The sequence below is a fragment of the Vibrio sp. D404a genome (assembly GCF_030248535.1).
Classification (GTDB): domain Bacteria; phylum Pseudomonadota; class Gammaproteobacteria; order Enterobacterales; family Vibrionaceae; genus Vibrio.
Window position 1 is genome coordinate 47,532 of sequence record NZ_JAHGAJ010000007.1, and the last position, 17,443, is coordinate 64,974.

Below are 17,443 nucleotides of genomic sequence, written 5' to 3' on the forward strand. Positions count from 1 at the left end.
GATTTTGGGCATGATAACCCCTAAAAACCGTACAGAGAGACGATAACTAAACGTTTACAATGTCACGATTGAGTAAATCTTTCGTTAGATAAATAAAAAAGGGGCATACCTTTCGATATGCCCCTTTAATATTGGAGAATAGTGTTTAGTTTTACGTCGTTTCGCCGATTTTTAAGGTAATCGGAACGACCGCACCTACGGGTTGCTCACCAAGAATAGCAAGTTCAAGCATAGACGCTGCTTTAGCCGCTATCTTATCCGTATCTTGAACGATGGTCGTCAGTGTTTTTGATATTCCCGGCAAACCGTCATAACCAACAACAGAAAAATCTTCAGGAACGCGATAGCCCTTGTCTTTCAATGCAGCAATCACACCAAGTGCGGTTTCATCGCTTTCACAGACAAAGCCTTGATAGCCCTCAAGTTGCTGTTTATCCATTGAGATAAAATATCGGTACGCGGCAATTTCTCCTAGTGGATCATGCCCTGTCCTCAGTTCTCTGATAGGGAGTGCATTGCTCGCCATGACTGACATATAGCCTTGGTGGCGGAACTGATAGCCGTCACCATAAGTGGTTGGTGTCACAAAGCAGATATCGCTTAGACCTTTATCTACAAGGTGTTGTGTTGCTTCTCGACCACCATTAAAATCGTCTGGCGCGACCCAAAACGAGCCTTCGCTCATACCAATACAGACAAAAGGTAAACCGAGGTCTTTACAGGTTTCGACACGCGGATCATTGGCTGTCATACCCAGTAAAATGGCGCCCCCTACTTGTTGCAAGTCGACTTCACCAAAGCTCACAGGTAACAAGTTACGTCCCGAGTTACGAATTGCTGCAGAGAGTGATGGCCACAGCATACCCAAGTAACGAGAAGCGTAAAAATCGATAGGCCCGAGGGAAATCGCAATGGTATTTTTGTGATTACCCATTAATTCACGCGCCGACGTGCTCGGTACGTAACCCAAATCCTTACAAATATCGAGAATACGTTTACGCGTTTTCTCACTGATACCGGGTTTATTATTTAAGGCTCGGCTGACAGAAGCAATTGATACACCAGCAATTTTTGCAGCCTCATGTATCGTTGTTTTCTTTAAGTCGGCCTCAGTTTTCGATTCACTCACACTGTTCCCTCTGACTACGAACGTAAATTTTACGTTCATTATGTTCCTATAATCATATTTTTCAAGTAAAAATACGTAAACACCTTGTGAGCCATGATCTTCATCACGAATGAAATCCAACCTCTAGTGTCTTTATTAGCAAACACGCTCAAGAAGCCCCTAGATGGTGCGTATAATTTATTTGTGATTATGCCGTACTTTCAATGAGATATGCGCTTTAGAAGGGTGTTTGGACGTGTTTAGCGGCTTAGCCAAATAAAGGAAACAAGGTGAGCTTAGGACGTGCAGACCACATAAACCTGCAGTTAGCTAAACGAAGAAAATGACTAAAGATATGTTTTTTGATATTTAGGTCAGGCTTTCTGATAGCCTGAAACGACGAAAGCCTAGCATTGCTGCTAGGCTTTCTAGAATATGGCGGTGAGGGAGGGATTCGAACCCTCGATACGTTTCCGTATACACACTTTCCAGGCGTGCTCCTTCGGCCACTCGGACACCTCACCAAATTTTGTTGTTAAGCGCGTTGCTCAACGAGGCGCTACTTTATTGATTCTGCTTGCTTTGGTCAAGGGGCATTGTCAAAAAAGTTGGCTTAAATAGTCTGTTCGCTTACAAATTAACTCATTCGATCGAAAACAGACCAATAATCAACAAGATTACGCTTGCTGGTAGTAGCCTGGCACTTTAAACCACTTACGACACATATCTAAGAAGTAGCCATATAGCACACCCATACCGCACGAAATCACGGCATTACTGGTTACCGCTGTAATGATTTGATCTGTTGATGCACCCACGGCCAATAAGATACCCGCATAAACTGGCGACTGAAACAGAACATAAGCAACCAAATCAGAAAGGTTCTTCATCAATGAGCTATCAGATAGCTTTGCACCATTACGTAAAACCCAATCACGGAATACACCGTAAGGCCATGCAATGGCAATATTAACAGGGATAGAGAGCGTTCGTGATGCAAGAGACTGTTCAAATGACATACCCGAGATAAACACCTCTACGATCATGCCTGAAATAAAACAGAAAACTACCATAGCAAAAGTATCCGCTGCTGCGTTACGGATACAAAATGGTCCACGAGATTTCATTGATTAAACCCAAAAGATATCACTGCAAATTTAGTGATTTAGTAACATATAAAAAGGGTAAAACATTACCCGGCCAGATTATGCCACTATTAAATCACAAGAATTGCAGTGATAGATTTCAAATTCAAAACAAAGTGGTAAATTTACAACCAGAAATACCAGTAAAACCAGTTACTTTCACCAGAAAAGTAGATCTAGTTCAAATTTCGCTCAAACCGTACTTTGTTTACTGTAGTTTAAATACAGTTATTCAACGGGTATATTGACCGTAATCGAGTTAATCAGCTCCTGTGAAGGGAAACGCCCTTTGGAAAGCTCTTGAATAGCTTGCGTTAATAAAGAAGGAAGTAACGAGTCGTCTGTTGGTTCAATATGGATCAATAAGTTTTCTAGCGCGAATGTCGCTAGCTCTATGCTCTGATCTTCAAGTGCTATGTATAAGGTAACCAACAACTCTTCTGTGTTATCTGGGGCCTTGATTGCTGGCTCTTGGTTGGTTTGGGGCGAGGCTTCATGGTATTGATATAGCTTGTTCGAGAACCTGAACAGCGCATCGTCAAGCTCTCTCTCATCAATTGGTTTAGCGATGATGTAGTCGACACCTGCACCAATCATTCGCTCTCGGGTCTCTTTAAACACGTCCGCGGTACAACCAAATATAAGCACTGACGACATATCATTGGCCAGCGCACGAATAGCCGTGGTTGATTCTACGCCATCCATTACTGGCATATGATTATCCATCAGAATTAAGTCGAAGCGCTCCGAGGCCGCCGCTTGAATTGCAAGCTCACCGTTTTCGACACTCTTACAGCTAAAGCCTTTGTTGCTCATAAAGGTTTCGATAATCACGGTATTCGTGCGGTTGTCTTCAACAATGAGCACTTTTAACCCAGAATAATTCAGCTTCGAGTGTGGAAGGCTTTCTACCTCTCCCGGCTCTGTTGGGTCAATTCTCAGGTTTACGTCAAAACTGGTGCCAATCCCCTCTTCGCTGGTCACCTGAATATCGCCATCCATTAACTCAGTGATTTTTTTCACAATCGCTAAGCCAAGTCCCGTACCACCAAAACGACGCGTCGTAGAAGACTCTGCTTGTTCAAACGGATTAAAGATACGCTTTTGTGCCTCTTTTGAGATACCAATCCCTGTATCGCGAACTCGAATGTTCAGGTACGTGTGCCCATTTCTGACGACCTCTTTGAAATAGACTTCCACAAAGCCACGTGAGGTGAACTTCACCGCATTATTGAGTAGGTTAAAGAGGATTTGGCGCAGACGCGCTTTATCAGAAAAGTACCAACGACCAGCGGGTACTTCAGTGTAGACCTTAAACTGCAGCCCCTTCTCAGCAGATAGGGTGTAGTAAACACTATTAATACTGCCAATGAGTGAGTCCAATGGGAAACGAGTATTATCGAGATCGAGTTTGCCCTGCTCTATCTTAGAGAAGTCCAATATTTCGTTGAGCAGTGTCATCATGTGATCGCCCGATTCATACAAGCTACGGAGATGCTTCTCTTGCTCGCTGTTTAAAGGGGTTTTCAGAAGAATTTGCGCCGTACCGAGAACCCCATTCATAGGGGTTCTGATTTCATGAGAAAGTGTCGCCAAGAAAGCGGTTTTAGCATTGGTCGACGCTTGAGCCTTCACTTTCTCAGCTTCCAAGAACACGGTTTTCTCATTAAAGGTTTTGATGAGGTGCCCTATCTCGTCTTGGCTATGGTAATTCACATCAATAATGCCACCCGCTTTGGAATCATCGACCTTGGCGGCGATGGTCGTGATTGGACTGATGAGATAACGATTAAGAAGGTAGTAACCAGCCATAACGCAAAGGAGTAGAAACGGTGCGATACCCCCTTCAATACTCATAACTTGTCTAAACACTTCATCGGCAACAAGAAGCTTTGAGTTGACGACATCAACCTGCCAATCAAACTGACCGAATTTATGGTTGCTGATGTAGATCCCTTCGACCAGATTGAAGTTATGAGACACCAAGATCTGTTCATGCTGGTCTCGCAGCGTGATGCCGAGGTTGTACTCTTCGGCATGGCTCTTGATGAAGTTAAGAAGCTCGGTAAGGGATAAGTCCACCGTCGCAACACCGGCAAACTGTTCGCCATAATAGAAAGGTGCGGAAGCGGTGATCATCTTAATGTGAGTATACGGGTCGAGGTAGACGTCGCTCCAAGAAATGGTACCTGTTGGTTTATTGTCGACTGATGAGTACCAAGCTTCGTCATGATACAGAATCGACTTAGGATTATTGTAAGCAAACAATTGGTCAATCTTGCCGTCGTCCGCTTTGTTGAAGAAGTAGCTGTCTCGCTCTCGTTCGGCATCGAACATAAAGGGTTCAGGCCAGATACCAGCACTAATGATGGTGTCGTCACTGGTAGCAAGGATAGATTTGAAATGATGGGCTAACTGTTGAGCGTCAGGCTTCGCTTGAGCAAGACCAACCAAACTGTGTAAAAAGCCCTCAGAACTATTGAGTGGCGCTTCAATTAATGAAGAAAGGATTTCTGCTCGTAGGTCTAAGTTCTGTTGCAGCTTGGCACGTACGGGCGATTCAACAACGAAATAGGTCACACTGCCGATGATGGCAATGAAGGTCGCAAGGTAAAGCCCCAGCGCAATCATGCTTTTTTTCTTAAGAGAGGAACGTATCTGCATATTATTTTGTTGTTACTTTTTTGTTTAAGCTAGCGATTATATCCAGTTACATCAAGCCTTTTTAGATTGGAGTTTGATTGCGGCAGCGACATTGGTACTATAAGCACCAATTTGTTTCACCTACTACGGTACTTCAGTTTGACACTACAAGAAATTCTTGCGCTTCCTGAGCTGGAAGGCAAACTCATCACAGAACATAAAACACTGGGCTTTGTTACAGCTATGGCAGCTGCGCCAAACGTGTTAACTCCTCATGAATGGCTACCATTCCTATGGGGTGGTGAGGAAGTTGCCCCTTTCAGTGATGGCGAACAACTAGAGAGCTACATTGAGGTGATCATCGCGCTTTGGAACGAAACTCGTCCAGCGCTAATGGAAGGCAACTGGACTTGGCCAGAAGCTTGCCAGTTAGATGAAGAAGAAGTAGTAAACGAAGCAACTCGTGACTTCTGTGAAGGTCTACTACAAGGTTGGCAGATAGCTCGTGATGATTGGGAAACCTTGATGCCAGAAGACAGCGAAGACAACGCACTTATTGGTGGCGTTCTACTTTCTATCAGCATGCTTTACGATCCAGAAACGTCGATCGCAACACTGGCAGAGCAAGGTGTTGAAGGCCTAGAGCAGTTTGAAGAGATCTTCAACGCTGTCCCTGTGATGCTATGTGGTTTGACTCAGCGCGGCATCGCACTGGCTGAAGCGCAATAAGCGTAAAAGCACCGCTCAAAGTACCCAAGGGTATTTATGAAAACAGAAGGCTTCCCGATTGGAAGCCTTTTTTGATCTTGGCAGAAACCTCATACGCATCATCAGCGCGGTTACTTGTCAGTAATGGTTTGCCAATTGAAGTCAGGAATACGCTCATCCGCGATATAGAAGAGTTTTGATCCTGCAGTTACCGTTACATCCAGCTCTGGATTCAGTTCGATCCCCTGCCCTTTGCCATGATCAATCGCGATCAACGTTGCTTGATAACGCTCTTTGAAGATAGTGAAGATCGGTGCCACGGTTGTTGGCTCGGCGTTATCTGGGTAGTAAGTAGAGTATTGGGTCATACCACGTGTTGAACTGAGCAGCTCTTGGTGCAGCGCACTTGAACCCGGATCGACCGCCGCCTTAGCAAGCATCTCGGCACCCACCGCCGGAATACACTCTGAGTTTGGACAGTGCTTATGGAGTAAATCACTCAAGGCTTCGTCTTTAAAGTAAACCAACAAGTGAGCATTAGGATTACGGTTGGCACAATAGAGAGCCGCCGATAGAGTGATATCGTCTTCTGGGTTATCGATCAGAATACAGCTCGCAGACTCGATGCCTGTCTTTTCCATCTCTTTGCCATCGGTGTAGCTGTTCACCTTAACGAAGTTGATCTCCCCCGGAAGCGGATTTTCAATATCAGAGCGCGTACATAAAACGATAGGTCGTTTACCTGTCTCTTCGTGTTGCAACATACGAATGAGATGTATGGTTCTTTGCTCATTCCAACCTAGCATCAAAATGTGGTTTTCCACTCGAATTCTCCTTTTTCCCAATAGTCCAGCTCGCCAATACTCGACACCTTCCGTCGCCACTTTACCAAGTAAGGCAGCGAAAAGGCTCAAACCTCCAGGAATGACAAATAAGATCACTACCCACTGCCCAAATTCAGTGATCGGTGACAAATCACCATAACCCACCGTTGAGGCCGTCACCACCAAGTAGTACGCAAAGGTGGTGACCGAGGAAGTAAGATCGTGTTCGCCGGCGAAAAACAGCAGTAACCATGCCGTGATCACATACCCGGCAAAAGCGACCAGTAGGTTTTTTCCATTTAACACAAACAAATTCGCTTGAAGCCAGCGTTTGAGTTGTAACCAGATAATCATCTGCACCTCAAATTAGTATTTTGTTATTTACATGCTAGGAAAAATTCACGATATCAACAAGATATCTGATGTAAAACTCGAGAATAAGGCACAAAAAAGCCAGCACGAATGCTGGCTATTAAATTCTGAAGGTGAAGACCTTGCTTACGCGTTGCCTTTCACTTGCATGTTCAACTGATCTGCGAAATCAAGCATACGGTTCAATGGGATAAGAGATTTAACACGAAGCTCATCAGAAACGAAGATTTCGTGTTGCTCACCACCATTCTCAAGCGCGTTTTCAATCGCCTCAAGACCGTTCATCGCCATCCAAGGACAGTGTGCACAGCTGCGACATGTTGCGCCGGCACCAGCGGTTGGTGCTTCAATCAGCTCTTTCTCAGGAACCAATTGTTGCATCTTGAAGAAGATACCTTTGTCTGTCGCCACAATCATTTGCGGGTGCGGTAGCTCTTTCGCTTTTTTGATCAGCTGGCTGGTAGAACCTACTGCGTCTGCCAGTTCAACCACACTTGCTGGTGACTCTGGGTGCACTAGGATTGCCGCCTCTGGGTACACAGACTTCATTTTTCTCAATGCATCAGCAGAGAATTCATCGTGAACAATACACTCACCTTGCCATAGCAACATGTCTGCGCCAGTTTGGTTCGCAATGTAAGAACCTAAGTGACGGTCTGGACCCCAAATGATTGGCTTACCTTCCGCGTCTAAGCTTTCTACGATTTCCAGTGCAATACTAGAGGTCACAACCCAATCAGCACGTGCTTTAACAGCTGCTGAGGTGTTAGCGTAAACCACAACAGTGTGGTCTGGGTGTGCGTCACAGAACTCAGTGAACTTGTCTGCAGGACAGCCAAGGTCAAGCGAACACTCAGCGTCGAGTGTTGGCATTAGAATACGTTTTTCTGGCGTTAAGATTTTTGCTGATTCACCCATAAAGCGCACACCTGCAATAATAAGCGTGCTTGCTGAATGGCGGTTACCAAACTTAGCCATTTCTAGTGAATCACCAACAAAGCCGCCTGTCTCTTCTGCAAGCGCTTGGATTTCAGGATCCGTGTAGTAGTGTGCAATAAGAACAGCGTCTTTTTCTTGCAGAAGCTTTTTGATATTCGCTACGTGTGCCTGTTTTTGAGCATCGCTCAATGGAACTGGCTTAGGTGGGAATGGGTAAACAGTGTCGATTTTATCTAATATATGGCTCATTGCTCTTGCTCTACGCAACTTCTTCCGAGAATTAGAGCATTCTACACAGTACAACGACTGGGATCAAAAAGGATTGGGCATAAAAAAAGGCGCTGACGCGCCTCTTTTACTAAAGAACTATAAATGAGTCTTGGCTACTTTTGCCGACGCGCTGTTCGGGTATTCGGCAACCACTTGTTCGTAGTACTTTTTCGCTTGCTCAGAATTATTGTTACGCGCAGCGATGTCGCCAAGCTTCACTAAAGCGTCGGCACGTTTGTTTGAGTCTTTGTATGCCACAACGGCTGCAAAACTCTTCACTGCTTCTTTATCTTGCTTCTTAGCAAAATAGAGCTGACCTAACCAATAGTGTGAGTTAGGTGTGAACGTAGAATCTGGGAAGTCAGTTTGAAACTTCTGGAATGCAGCAATCGCACCCGTGTAGTCTCGCTGTTTTAGGATCATATCCACAGCGTTTTGATAAGCCGTTTGCTCATCGACATCAGTACTAAAGGTACCTTCAGCGCCTTTCGCATCTGTTGCTGGAACAACAGCAGCTGCAGAACCTGATGTTTTTACTTCACTTCTTACTTTATCAAGCTCAATAAACAGCTCACGCTGACGCTCCAACATTTGTTTCATGTCGTAGCTGTTGCGCTCAAGTTGACCACGTAGCTCACTAATTTCCAGTGCCATGTCGTCCATTTGTTGCTGCATTTGAAGTTGAACGCGATTGCGATTTTGTAGCAAGCGCTCTAGACGCTCGATATCGGATTCGTTCGAAGCCGTACGAGTAGAAGAGGAAGTTGAATTGGTTGCGGTGCTATTAAGATCGGATACTGGAGCTGGTGCAGCGAGCGCGGTGCTCGCTGCACTTGCCAGTAACGAAAGCATAATGACTCGCTTTGTGTTACTGAACATGAGGCTATTCCTCAAATAAAAAGTCTACTGATTAGTAAACTAGTACTGCACGACGGTTTTTAGCGTACACATCTTCAGATTGACCTAGAAGAAGTGGCTTCTCTTCACCGTAGCTTACGATAGAGATTTGGTCAGCTTGAACACCTAGAGCTTGTAGGTATTTAGCAACAGCTTGTGCACGACGCTCACCTAGAGCGATGTTGTACTCAGGAGTACCGCGCTCATCAGCGTGACCTTCGATAGTCACTTTCATGTCTACGTTTTTGCTTAGGTAAGCTGCGTGAGCTGCTAGCATCTCTTCGTAATCACCCGCGATTGTAGAGTTGTCGAATGCGAAGTAGATAGTTTGAGTTTCACGTAGAGCTTGCTCTTTTAGCTCTTGCTCTGACAGTTGACCGTTCGCGTCAATTGGAGTCACAACAGTTGTGTCTACGTTGTTTTCTGTACCTGAAGTTGCTTGGTTAGTTTCAGTACCAGAAGTCGCAGATGTTGCATCATCACTTGAGCTACATGCTGTTACTGCCATCACTGGTAGTGCAATCATCAAGCCTTTAAGAACTTTGTTAAGTTGCATCTTATTTTCCTTACGTTATCAAACTTAGTTTCTACAGCCGATAAATTGCTATAGATAGTTACTTGCTACAATAGTTATTACTATCAATAGCTAATTTCGGTTAAGCGTGGCTACAGAAACGGCGACCATGCAGGCGCTCTTACGCGTCCGTTAGTTGCCGGTAATCTAGCTTTAAAACGACCATCGATAGAAACCATCGACAATACATTTGTTTGGTTGTAAATAGAGCTATAGATAACCATACCTCCATTTGGCGCGATACTTGGCGACTCATCTAGCAAGGTTTTGGTTAATACCTGCACTGCACCGGTTTCCAAATCTTGCTTAGCCAAGTTAAATCCAGAGTTGCTGCGATTCACCATGATTAGGAATCGACCATCAGGGGTAATTTGACCACCTAAGTTCTGGCTGCCTTGCCATGTAATTCTTTGAGTAGAATTATTTGACAAATTTACATTATAAATCTGGGGTTTACCACCGCGATCAGACGTAAAAATGAGAGACTTGCCATCCGGATGCCAGAAAGGTTCCGTATTGTTGGCACGTCCACGCGTAATTTGCGTCAACTTGCGAGTTTGTAGGTCTAGCGTGTAAACCTGAAGGCTACCTGTTTTTGACAGCACGAGTGCTAACTTCTTGCCGTCCGGAGAGAATCTTGGCGCACCATTATGACGAGGGTATGACGTCACCTTTTCACGTTCACCGGTATAGATGTTCATGATAAAGATCTCTGCTTGACCATTTTGGAAGCTCACGTAAGCGAGTTTCTTACCGTCTGGCGACCAAGCTGGAGACATTAGAGGCTGCTTAGAACGTAAAACTAGACGCTCGTTGTAACCGTCGTAGTCAGCAACACGAAGTTGGTATGGGTACTTGTCTTTGTCGTTTACCACAACATAAGAGATACGTGTTAGGAACGCGCCCTTTTCGCCCGTTAGCTCTTCATACACAAGATCAGAAATACGGTGTGCATACTCACGCAAGCGTGGGCCCGGTACCGTTGCTTTCTTATTGAAGAGGACATGGTCTTTAGAAAGAACCAATTGGCCCTCATCGCTCAGTGCACGGCTTTGACCGTTTGTGAGTTGACCACGAACAATATCCACAAGCTGGTAGTTCACCACATATTGGCCTTGTGCATCCTGAGTGATGCTACCGGTCAGAAGTGAATCAACACCTAAGTTTGTCCATGCATCGAAATCAACGTCAGCTTCGCTGTATGGTGTTTGCGGCATCTTGCTGGTCGCAACTGGGCTGAATTTACCACTGCGCTGTAAGTCTGATGCGATAACAGCTGATACATCGTGTGGTAGTTTCTCTTTGCCTTCCCATTTAAACGGCACAATCGCAATTGGTCGTGCCGAGTTAATACCGTCTGTAATAACGAGTTCCAAAGCAGCGTGTGCAAATTGACTGCTGGTCGCTATTACAAACATAAAACTCAGTAATAGTTTCTTTAACACGGGTTCGTCCTTTTACTCTGGTGATACTGTTAGGTTAATGTTTTTCAACGAGTTTACGATATCTGGATCTTTAGGTAATGGATAAGACTGCACTTGTGCTACCGCGCGTTTGGTCGCAGCACAAAGGCGGCTATCGCCCTCTAAAATCGAGAAGTTACCCAAGATAGCGTTTGAGCCAGTTGGGATCAGTTTTAGGTTTACCCTACACGACTTTCCCCTAAAGCTATCCTCCAACAGCAAGTTTTGCTGTATGAGCTGGGTGTAAATCGCACCATATCGCTGAACTTCATCACCAATAAATTGTTGTCTTGCAGAAGAGTTTTGCGAAGCCTCAGTTTCAAGGCCCGCAAAGATGTCGTTAAGCGCCGCTTCTTGCTGCTTACGCTCTTCTTCCAATCGCTTCAATCGCTCTTGCTCTTTACGTGCCTTTTCTGCCGCTTCTTTGGCCGCTTTCTCTTTTGCTAAGCGCTCTTTTTCAGCTCGCTCAGCCGCTTCTTTCTCTTTACGTGCTTTTTCAGCGGCTTCTTTCGCTGCCTGCTCTTTTACCAAGCGTTCTTGTTCTGCTTTAGCAATCGCTTCTTCTTTCGCTTTACGCTCTTGTTCCGCTTTTACTAACGCCGCTTCTTTCAGCTTACGATCCGCTTCAGCCTTAGCAGCACGCTCTTTCTCTTGCTTTAGACGAACTTCTTCCGCTTTGCGTTGCTTCTCTTGTTCAACGCGACGCTTCTCCGCTTCACGAGCTGCTTTCGCCTCTTTGGCTTGCTTCTCTTTCAGCTTGCGAATGTTCTCTTCTTCCGCTTTACGATTTTGCTCTAGACGCTCACTTTCACGACGCAGCTTATCGAGACGCTCTTGCTCTTTCTTGCTGGCCGCTTCGCGTTGCTGACGAATCTGCTGCGCTTGCTGGCGAACTAACTGTGGATCAATCACAACCGCCTGAACCATTTGGCCACTAGGCTCTGGTTCAGACATAGTGAAGTCTGCACCCACAATCAGCACAACGAATAACACCACGTGTAGCGCAAGCGACACAATAAGCGGTGTACTTAAGCTATTCGATTTAGTCTTTTTTGTTTTCATGAATGCTACGGAGCTATTCCCTTATATCCGTCAGTAGGCCAACCTTAGGCACCCCTGCTCGGCTTAATTCATCAAGTAGTAAAACAACTTCTGCATAAGGCGTTGCGGCATCGCCACCAACCGCCACTGGCGAGTTTGGTTTAATCGAGAGTTCCGCTTTCACACGAACTATGATCTCTTCAAGTGATAAGCCACGCTGAACTTCTTCATTGTTGACGCTTAAACCGAGTTCACCCTCTTTATTCACCTCAACGATGATAAAGCTGGCATTGTCGTCACCTAACAGATCCTGAGCCGATTTAGCCGTTGATGCTTGTGGCAACTCAACATCCACACCTTGTGTTACAAACGGCGAGGTCACCATAAAAATAATCAGCAAAACCAGCATAACGTCGATGTAAGGTACAACGTTAATCTCTGCGGTCATTTTGCGCTTTTTAGGTTGGTATCCTGCCATCGATTATTCCCTGCCAGCCATCGCTTGACGGTGAAGAATACTGTGGAACTCTTCAGAGAATGTCGCGTAGTTATGTTCTAGCTTACCAACGCGGCTGCTGAAACGGTTGTATGCCATTACCGCTGGGATTGCAGCGAAAAGACCCATTGCAGTTGCAATCAGTGCTTCTGCAATACCTGGTGCTACCATGGCTAGGGTTGCTTGCTTCACTTCACCCAAGGCGATAAATGAATGCATGATGCCCCATACCGTACCAAACAGACCAATGTATGGGCTGATTGAGCCAACCGTTGCAAGGAACGGTAAGTTGGTTTCTAGTTCATCGACCTCACGAGCAACGGCAACGCGCATCGCACGGCCTGTGCCTTCCATAATGAAGTCAGGTGACGCTGCGTTTGATTTACGCAAGCGAGCAAATTCGGTGAAGCCTGCGTAGAAGATCTCTTCTGTGCCAGAGAGTTCGTCTTTACGCTTGTTGCTTTCTTGATATAGCTTAGACAGATCAACACCCGACCAGAATTTATCTTCAAAGGTTTCGGTATGTTTAGTCGCTTGAGAAAGCACTTTACTTCTTTTTATGATCATCGCCCAAGAGACGACCGACATACCCATCAGGGTAAGCATTACCAGTTTAACCAGTAAGCTGGCTTCTAAAATAAGGCCTAAAATTGAGATTTCAGCAGTCACTGTTTGTCAGCTCCGTAAGAATAAAAGTCGGCATAGCCTTAGGTTTCATTTTCTGATTGTCGATACATGCTACCTTAACCATTGCTTTACACAATGCTTTGCCATCAGGATTTACGATCTCCTGACAGAATACTAAGGAAGCACGTTTCAGTTCATAAATCTTTGTAATGACTTGTAAAGAGTCATCAAGGCGCGCACCTTGGATAAAATCAATATCCATGTGTCGGACAACAAAACCAATGTTTTGTTCTAAGAGGACTTGCTGAGATACCCCAATTGAGCGCAGCATCTCGGTTCGTGCACGCTCAAAAAACTTCAGGTAGTTGGAATGATAAACGACGCCACCTGCATCCGTGTCTTCATAATAGACGGTGACAGGCCACGTAAACGGCTTAGATGATCCCTGCAAACTCATACCACAATACAAAAACGTTAAAGATATCACTATAACTCAACTCTTTGACATTAATAGTATAACGGCATGAAATATTTGATTTGTGTGGTGAAAAAAAAGGCCATCTGTATAAGATGACCTCTTTCTGGCTAAAAACCAAACAGTGCTATAAAGGCAGTATTGACGGGCGTTGCCGCCACTATATGAACCTTAACGCTGTTAGGTAGAGCAAAATTGTGAGGGAAGCGTAAGGGCTAAACAGCAGTTGCCATACCCAAGCTCTCGGCTTGAAACCAACCCCGAAAACCATGCTTGAACAGACTGCCCAAATTAACAATGGGCTAATCACGGCGTTAAATCCGCCAATGCTCTCTGCGTAAGCTTCGGGGTCCCACATAACCAAGCCTACATGCACGAAACCCAGTACTAGAGACAAAACTCTTAGCAGAGTCTTGTCCATAGGTTGGTGCAGCTTAGTCACTTGCTCAGTGAGATTACTCACTGTCTTTATCCATCATTTCAGAGTGCTCTAACCAAAGAGCATTAATGATGCCGAATGCACATGCTAGAAGTACACCCAAAATCCATGCGAAATACCACATAAAATTTCTCCTAAGTTATTTAACTTCTAGCTTAGTAAGCTGAAACGTCGTTATCTTCGATGTGTTTCTTATCTAGGCGACCGAACATTTTGTAGTAAGTCCAAGTCGTGTAAGCAAGAATCACAGGTACCATTACCGCCGCTACTGCAGTCATCAGACCAAGTGTCAGTTCACTTGCCGTTGAATCCCACATTGTTAGGCTGTGGTTCGGAATCAGGCTTGAAGGCATTACGAATGGGAACATCGCAAAACCAGCCGTTAGGATAACACCCGCGTTCGACAAGCTTGAGAACAAGAATGCAAAGCCACAACGCTCAAAACGAGAAGCAAGAACCGCTAGCAGTGGCATTACCACACCTAGGATTGGCGCAGCCCACATTGCTGGGTACGTTTCAAAATTTGTCATCCAAGCGCCAGCTTGAACTGCTACTTCTTTGTTCAGTGGGTTTGAGTCAGCCATTGTATCAAGCGTGCTTGTAATCACGTAGCCATCAATAGATTGAACCCAGAAACCACCCAGTACGAATAGAACGATAGCCGCTACACCCGCGATTTGAGCTGCTGCACGAGCACGCTCATGAATCGCTTCTGTGGTTTTCATTTGTAGCCAAGTTGCGCCTTGCATAACAAACAGCATCAAGCTTAGAACACCACACAGAAGTGCGAACGGGTTCAATAGAGCAAAGAACGAACCTTTGTACTCAGACATCAGCAGGTTGTTTAGCTCAAACGGTACGCCTTGAAGCAAGTTACCAAATGCCACACCGAAGATGATTGGCGGTACTGTGCCACTGAAGCAAAGCGCATAATCCCAAGCTTTACGCCATTTTGGCTCTTCAATCTTAGAACGGTAATCAAGAGCAAGTGGACGAAGCCAAAGTGCTGCTAGTGTTACGTACATTGCTAGATAGAAGCCAGAGAACGACGTTGCGTACACAAGAGGCCATGCAGCAAACAGTGCACCACCAGCCGTGATTAGCCAAACTTGGTTGCCGTCCCAGTGAGGGGCAATCGTGTTAAGCATGATACGACGTTCAGTGTCGGTCTTACCAATAACAGGAGACAGAGACGCAACGCCCATGTCGAAGCCATCAGTCACAGCGAAGCCTACCAGTAGTACACCGATTAGGATCCACCAAATAAGTCGTAAGATTTCGTAATCAAACATAATATTCCCTCACTTATACTTCGACTGAACGGCTAACTTTGTCTTCAACAGAGTTATCGTTTTGTTCGAAGTGGTAACGGCCTGTCTTAAGGCTACTTGGGCCTTTGCGAGCAAACTTAAGCATTAGGTAAACTTCTGCAATCAAGAACACTGTGTACAGTGCAAGGATAGCGAATAGAGAAGTCCAAAGCTGTTCAAGAGTCAGTGCAGAGGCAGCAACATTGGTCGGTAGGATTTCACCTACAGCCCATGGTTGACGACCGTATTCTGCTACGAACCAACCTGCTTCAATCGCAATCCAAGGAAGTGGGATTGAGAATAGCGCTGCTTTAAGTACCCAAGGTTTCTGTTCGATTTTCTGGCGACACGTTTGTACAAACGCAGCACCAAATACGAATAGCATGATGAAGCCACACGCAACCATGATACGGAACGACCAGAATAGAGGCCAAACAGTCGGGATAGAGTCATCCGCAGCCATTTGAATTTGCTCTTCTGTTGCGTCAACAACTTCATCTGTGTAGCGCTTAAGAAGTAGACCGTAACCTAGGTCACCTTTCACTTCGTCGAACGCTGCCATGTTCTCTTCAGACTTGTCGCCTGCACGCAGTTTTTCTAGAAGCTCGTATGCGTACATACCAGTGCGGATACGATCAACGTGCTCATCACGTAGATCACGCAGACCTGTTACTTCTTTATCGAAAGAACGCGTTGCAATAATACCCATTACGTAAGGGATCTTAATTGCGTAGTCTGTATCCATTGTTTCTTGGTTTGGAATACCAAATACAGTGAATGCAGCAGGTGCTTCTTCTGTGTGCCATTCAGCTTCTACAGCTGCTAGCTTCACTTTCTGAACTTCACCTAGTTCGTAACCTGATTCGTCACCTAGAACGATTACAGATAGGATCGCCGCCATACCGAATGATGCTGCAATCGCAAAAGAACGACGAGCAAAGGCAAGGTCACGACCTTTAAGAATGTAGTATGCGCTGATACCAAGGATGAACATTGCACCCGTTGTGTAACCAGACGCCACTGTGTGTACGAACTTAACTTGCGCTACTGGGTTTAGGACAACTTCAGCGAAGCTCACCATTTCCATACGCATTGTTTCGAAGTTAAATTCAGCACCAACTGGGTTTTGCATCCAGCCGTTAGCAACCAAGATCCATAGCGCTGAGAAGTTAGAGCCTAGTGCTACTAACCACGTTACCGCTAAGTGCTGACGCTTTGACAATCTATCCCAACCGAAGAAGAAAAGGCCAACAAAAGTAGACTCTAGGAAGAATGCAACAAGCGCTTCGATAGCTAGCGGAGCACCAAAGATGTCGCCAACATAGTGAGAATAGTAAGACCAGTTAGTACCAAACTGGAACTCCATGGTTAAGCCTGTCGCTACACCAAGAGCAAAGTTAATACCAAACAATTTACCCCAGAACTTAGTCATGTCCTTGTAAATTTGCTTGCCAGTCATTACATAAACAGACTCCATGATGGCAAGTAGGAATGCCATACCTAGAGTCAGTGGAACAAATAAGAAGTGATACATCGCTGTCAGTGCAAACTGCAATCGCGACAGATCAACAACATCAATCATGGTAACTCCTTTGTGTCGGCTGAATGACACTTGTGTGATTATTCACCGCAAAAATCCATGTTAAAACAATTAACGTGATTGTTATTACAAGTTGAAATTTGTAGCAAAAACGTACCGTTATAGTTAGATTATTGTTAAGCATGAGCTAATATAGCTGCCGCTAATATTACTGGTAAAATCAGTATGTTTCAAAAGGTTTATAGGAGAACCCTGCGTTGATTTGTATCAAATTTCTACGAGCAATTTAGAGTTATTTTTAACCAATCATGATTAAAATCACACCAATTCTTGGATTGGTAATAACGAAGCATGATATCTGTGACATGCCGCTATCACCCCCTCAACATTTGAATTACAACTACCCATAAAGTATTAACAAGAAATATGACAACTTATTTCAATTTTTGTTATCAACTTCAAATTTGAAATCAATGTTTTCAATTTTGGAATGGCGTATTGACCAGTAATATCGACTCGCTCAAAGAGTTGTTATTCTATAAAAAACTAAAAACCCCGGCGCTTATGCAACC

General features: G+C 44.9%; 16 protein-coding genes, 1 tRNA gene and 1 pseudogene. 1 reads left to right on the plus strand and 17 read right to left on the minus strand.

The genetic code is table 11. The features are described from left to right. Window positions 1-151: 151 nt before the first annotated feature. From KI655_RS04410 to KI655_RS04425, 4 genes and pseudogenes are all read right to left on the minus strand, one after another. Window positions 152-1,168, minus strand: a complete 1,017-nt coding sequence (locus KI655_RS04410; RefSeq protein WP_285402115.1) for a LacI family DNA-binding transcriptional regulator — start codon at window positions 1,166-1,168, stop codon at window positions 152-154. 376 nt (window positions 1,169-1,544) lie between these two features. Beyond that, window positions 1,545-1,632 (minus strand) — tRNA-Ser (locus KI655_RS04415). Between the two features lie 153 nt (window positions 1,633-1,785). Continuing rightward, window positions 1,786-2,235: an L-alanine exporter AlaE gene (locus tag KI655_RS04420; protein WP_285402117.1), complete on the minus strand. Its 450-nt coding sequence runs from the start codon at window positions 2,233-2,235 to the stop codon at window positions 1,786-1,788. Window positions 2,236-2,616: 381 nt separating this feature from the next. Next, window positions 2,617-4,884: pseudogene (locus KI655_RS04425) on the minus strand (ATP-binding protein); the annotation flags it as partial. 171 nt (window positions 4,885-5,055) lie between these two features. Here KI655_RS04425 and KI655_RS04430 point away from each other — a divergent pair. Continuing rightward, on the plus strand, window positions 5,056-5,625 hold the full coding sequence (locus KI655_RS04430; RefSeq protein WP_285402121.1) for a YecA family protein: 570 nt from the start codon (window positions 5,056-5,058) through the stop codon (window positions 5,623-5,625). 110 nt (window positions 5,626-5,735) lie between these two features. Here the strand turns inward: KI655_RS04430 and KI655_RS04435 are convergent, their stop codons facing one another. From KI655_RS04435 to cydA, 13 genes are all read right to left on the minus strand, one after another. Continuing rightward, entirely contained in the window at window positions 5,736-6,782 is a 1,047-nt protein-coding gene (locus KI655_RS04435) for a potassium channel family protein (protein WP_285402123.1), read from the minus strand. Window positions 6,783-6,926: 144 nt separating this feature from the next. Next, window positions 6,927-7,988 (minus strand): quinolinate synthase NadA, encoded by a 1,062-nt coding sequence (nadA, locus tag KI655_RS04440; RefSeq protein ID WP_285402124.1) that lies wholly within the window; start codon window positions 7,986-7,988, stop codon window positions 6,927-6,929. Window positions 7,989-8,105: 117 nt separating this feature from the next. After that, window positions 8,106-8,888, minus strand: a complete 783-nt coding sequence (gene ybgF, locus KI655_RS04445; protein ID WP_285402126.1) for a tol-pal system protein YbgF — start codon at window positions 8,886-8,888, stop codon at window positions 8,106-8,108. A gap of 31 nt (window positions 8,889-8,919) precedes the next feature. Continuing rightward, window positions 8,920-9,462, minus strand: a complete 543-nt coding sequence (pal, locus tag KI655_RS04450; protein ID WP_239840620.1) for a peptidoglycan-associated lipoprotein Pal — start codon at window positions 9,460-9,462, stop codon at window positions 8,920-8,922. A 110-nt stretch (window positions 9,463-9,572) separates the two neighbouring features. Continuing rightward, window positions 9,573-10,925: a Tol-Pal system beta propeller repeat protein TolB gene (gene tolB / locus KI655_RS04455; RefSeq protein WP_285402130.1), complete on the minus strand. Its 1,353-nt coding sequence runs from the start codon at window positions 10,923-10,925 to the stop codon at window positions 9,573-9,575. Window positions 10,926-10,937: 12 nt separating this feature from the next. Then, on the minus strand, window positions 10,938-12,005 hold the full coding sequence (gene tolA / locus KI655_RS04460; protein WP_285402132.1) for a cell envelope integrity protein TolA: 1,068 nt from the start codon (window positions 12,003-12,005) through the stop codon (window positions 10,938-10,940). Window positions 12,006-12,018: 13 nt separating this feature from the next. Then, on the minus strand, window positions 12,019-12,462 hold the full coding sequence (gene tolR / locus KI655_RS04465; protein ID WP_239840617.1) for a protein TolR: 444 nt from the start codon (window positions 12,460-12,462) through the stop codon (window positions 12,019-12,021). A 3-nt stretch (window positions 12,463-12,465) separates the two neighbouring features. Then, window positions 12,466-13,149, minus strand: a complete 684-nt coding sequence (tolQ, locus tag KI655_RS04470) for a protein TolQ (RefSeq protein ID WP_285402134.1) — start codon at window positions 13,147-13,149, stop codon at window positions 12,466-12,468. Beyond that, the gene (gene ybgC / locus KI655_RS04475; protein ID WP_285402468.1) at window positions 13,139-13,576 is read right to left on the minus strand and encodes a tol-pal system-associated acyl-CoA thioesterase; all 438 of its coding nucleotides are present in this window, start codon (window positions 13,574-13,576) and stop codon (window positions 13,139-13,141) included. Before ybgC ends, tolQ begins: the two co-directional genes overlap by 11 nt. Before the next feature lie 166 nt (window positions 13,577-13,742). Then, window positions 13,743-14,045, minus strand: coding sequence for a cyd operon protein YbgE (gene ybgE / locus KI655_RS04480; RefSeq protein ID WP_285402136.1), 303 nt, complete (start codon window positions 14,043-14,045; stop codon window positions 13,743-13,745). Further along, the gene (gene cydX / locus KI655_RS04485; RefSeq protein ID WP_000270284.1) at window positions 14,038-14,145 is read right to left on the minus strand and encodes a cytochrome bd-I oxidase subunit CydX; all 108 of its coding nucleotides are present in this window, start codon (window positions 14,143-14,145) and stop codon (window positions 14,038-14,040) included. Before cydX ends, ybgE begins: the two co-directional genes overlap by 8 nt. A 31-nt stretch (window positions 14,146-14,176) precedes the next feature. Then, a complete protein-coding gene (gene cydB / locus KI655_RS04490) occupies window positions 14,177-15,313 on the minus strand; it encodes a cytochrome d ubiquinol oxidase subunit II (RefSeq protein WP_285402138.1) in 1,137 nt (378 codons plus the stop codon). Between the two features lie 13 nt (window positions 15,314-15,326). Beyond that, complete coding sequence (gene cydA, locus KI655_RS04495) at window positions 15,327-16,913, minus strand: cytochrome ubiquinol oxidase subunit I (protein WP_285402140.1); 1,587 nt, start codon at window positions 16,911-16,913, stop codon at window positions 15,327-15,329. Between the last annotated feature and the right edge of the window lie 530 nt (window positions 16,914-17,443).